This is a genomic window from Chryseobacterium pyrolae (genome assembly GCF_025153485.1).
Classification (GTDB): domain Bacteria; phylum Bacteroidota; class Bacteroidia; order Flavobacteriales; family Weeksellaceae; genus Chryseobacterium; species Chryseobacterium antibioticum.
Genome location: NZ_JANZQH010000023.1, coordinates 1 through 3,520, shown reverse-complemented (window position 1 = coordinate 3,520; position 3,520 = coordinate 1). Strand labels below are relative to the sequence as shown.

General features: G+C 45.9%; 2 tRNA genes and 2 rRNA genes. All 4 read right to left on the bottom strand.

Going from position 1 to position 3,520, the window contains the following annotated elements:
* A 23S ribosomal RNA gene (locus NZD88_RS21240) occupies nt 1–1,195 on the bottom strand; the annotation flags it as partial.
* Between the two features lie 158 nt (nt 1,196–1,353).
* Nucleotides 1,354–1,427 (bottom strand) — tRNA-Ala (locus NZD88_RS21235).
* Between the two features lie 101 nt (nt 1,428–1,528).
* A tRNA-Ile gene (locus tag NZD88_RS21230) sits at nt 1,529–1,602 on the bottom strand.
* A gap of 209 nt (nt 1,603–1,811) precedes the next feature.
* Nucleotides 1,812–3,328, bottom strand: a 16S ribosomal RNA gene (locus NZD88_RS21225).
* Nucleotides 3,329–3,520 lie beyond the last annotated feature (192 nt).

Here is a 3,520-nt window from a genome sequence, read left to right as displayed (position 1 = left end):
GTGCAAACAGAATGCTCTCCTACCAGATGTATCCCTAAGATACAAATCCATAGCTTCGGTACTCTATTTATGCCCGATTATTATCCATGCCGGACCGCTCGACTAGTGAGCTGTTACGCACTCTTTAAATGAATGGCTGCTTCCAAGCCAACATCCTAGCTGTCAATGCAGTCCAACCGCGTTGCTTCAACTTAATAGAGATTTGGGGACCTTAGCTGTTGGTCTGGGTTCTTTCCCTCTCGGACATGGACCTTAGCACCCATGCCCTCACTGCCGTAGAACATTTATTAGCATTCGGAGTTTGTCAGGAATTGGTAGGCGATGAAACCCCCGCATCCAATCAGTAGCTCTACCTCTAATAAACTTATATACGACGCTGCACCTAAATGCATTTCGGAGAGTACGAGCTATCTCCCAGTTTGATTGGCCTTTCACCCCTACCCACAGGTCATCCGAAGACTTTTCAACGTCAACCGGTTCGGTCCTCCACTCTGTGTTACCAGAGCTTCAACCTGCCCATGGGTAGATCACAAGGTTTCGCGTCTAATCCTGCTAACTAAGCGCCCTATTCAGACTCGCTTTCGCTCCGGCTCCGGACCTTAAGTCCTTAACCTCGCTAGCAAAATTAACTCGTAGGCTCATTATGCAAAAGGCACGCCGTCACCCAACTTGTGGGCTCCGACCGCTTGTAGGCGTACGGTTTCAGGTTCTATTTCACCCTTCTATTCGAAGTGCTTTTCACCTTTCCTTCACAGTACTTGTTCACTATCGGTCTTTCAGGAGTATTTAGCCTTGGAGGATGGTCCCCCCATATTCAGACAGGATTTCACGTGTCCCGCCCTACTCATTTATCATCCAAATATGCCTTTCATTTACGGGGCTATCACCCTCTATGGCTGTTCTTTCCAGAACATTCTATTAAACATATAAAGACTTTTGGGCTAATCCGCTTTCGCTCGCCGCTACTTACGGAATCTCTTCGATTTCTTTTCCTCAGGGTACTTAGATGTTTCAGTTCTCCTGGTTTGCTCTCTAATAAATTAGAGTGACATGTCTTCAACATGCCGGGTTGCCCCATTCGGACATCTGCGGATCAATTCGTGTGTGCCGATCCCCGCAGCTTTTCGCAGCTTACCGCGTCCTTCTTCGCCTCTGAAAGCCTAGGCATCCGCCATACGCCCTTAACGATTTCTTTCCTATTTTTGGTTACTCAAGCGCTTCTATGCGCTCGGTTTTCTCTTTGTGATATTTTTACCGTTAATGTCAATGATCTTAATGTCTTTTCTTCTGTCTGATGAACGAATATTGTTTTTTGGCTCTATCCGTAACTTTTAAATCAAACTTCCAAAACTGTGGAGAATAAGGGAGTCGAACCCTTGACCTCCTGCGTGCAAGGCAGGCGCTCTAGCCAGCTGAGCTAATTCCCCTCTAGTCTAGATTTTAGATGATAAATTTTAGATTTTAAATTATTGGCTTTCGCTAATTTTCTAACTTCTAATCTCTAACTTCTAACCTCTATTTTAATTAGTAGTCTCGGGCAGGCTCGAACTGCCGACCTCTACATTATCAGTGTAGCGCTCTAACCAGCTGAGCTACGAGACTCTGTTATGAGTAATGGGTAATAAGTGATAAGTAATATTTCAATATATCTTAAACTCTCCATCATACTCCTCTCTCCTCCCGTTTACTAATTTCTAGTGGGTTTGTATTTTTATAATATATAGCAACCAAATAAAAAACTAAAGCTTTACTTTAAGCAGAATCAATGTACATTGCTGTACTAATTTTGTTTATCGTTCTTCAACGCTCTAAAATGAGATGTTCCAGCCGCACCTTCCGGTACGGCTACCTTGTTACGACTTAGCCCTAGTTACCTGTTTTACCCTAGGCAGCTCCTGTTACGGTCACCGACTTCAGGTACCCCAGACTTCCATGGCTTGACGGGCGGTGTGTACAAGGCCCGGGAACGTATTCACCGCGCCATGGCTGATGCGCGATTACTAGCGATTCCAGCTTCATAGAGTCGAGTTGCAGACTCCAATCCGAACTGAGACCAGCTTTCGAGATTTGCATCACATCGCTGTGTAGCTGCCCTCTGTACTGGCCATTGTATTACGTGTGTGGCCCAAGGCGTAAGGGCCGTGATGATTTGACGTCATCCCCACCTTCCTCTCTACTTGCGTAGGCAGTCTCACTAGAGTCCCCAACTGAATGATGGCAACTAGTGACAGGGGTTGCGCTCGTTGCAGGACTTAACCTAACACCTCACGGCACGAGCTGACGACAACCATGCAGCACCTTGAAAATTGTCCGAAGAAAAGTCTATTTCTAAACCTGTCAATTCCCATTTAAGCCTTGGTAAGGTTCCTCGCGTATCATCGAATTAAACCACATAATCCACCGCTTGTGCGGGCCCCCGTCAATTCCTTTGAGTTTCATTCTTGCGAACGTACTCCCCAGGTGGCTAACTTATCACTTTCGCTTAGTCTCTGAATCCGAAAACCCAAAAACGAGTTAGCATCGTTTACGGCGTGGACTACCAGGGTATCTAATCCTGTTCGCTCCCCACGCTTTCGTCCATCAGCGTCAGTTGTTGCTTAGTAACCTGCCTTCGCAATTGGTGTTCTAAGTAATATCTATGCATTTCACCGCTACACTACTTATTCCAGCTACTTCAACAACACTCAAGACTTGCAGTATCAATGGCAGTTTCACAGTTGAGCTGTGAGATTTCACCACTGACTTACAAATCAGCCTACGGACCCTTTAAACCCAATAAATCCGGATAACGCTTGCACCCTCCGTATTACCGCGGCTGCTGGCACGGAGTTAGCCGGTGCTTATTCGTATAGTACCTTCAGCTACTCTCACGAGAGTAGGTTTATCCCTATACAAAAGAAGTTTACAACCCATAGGGCCGTCGTCCTTCACGCGGGATGGCTGGATCAGGCTCTCACCCATTGTCCAATATTCCTCACTGCTGCCTCCCGTAGGAGTCTGGTCCGTGTCTCAGTACCAGTGTGGGGGATCACCCTCTCAGGCCCCCTAAAGATCGCAGACTTGGTGAGCCGTTACCTCACCAACTATCTAATCTTGCGCGTGCCCATCTCTATCCACCGGAGTTTTCAATAATAACTGATGCCAGTCATTATATTATGGGGTATTAATCTTCCTTTCGAAAGGCTATCCCCCTGATAAAGGCAGGTTGCACACGTGTTCCGCACCCGTGCGCCGCTCTCAAAGATCCGAAGATCTTCTACCGCTCGGCTTGCATGTGTTAGGCCTCCCGCTAGCGTTCATCCTGAGCCAGGATCAAACTCTCCATTGTATGTTTTTCCTGACCCACTCAAAGTTTTTTTTACGCTTTAGTTTTTTCCTTACTTGGTTGTATATTGTATGTCAATGATCTTTTTTCTTTCCGCAATATATAGAGAAGCTTTTCTGTCGTTCTGTTCCCTATTTGCGGTTGCAAAAGTAATTATTTATTTCTAAATGACCAAATGTTTTTTGAAGAAAATTT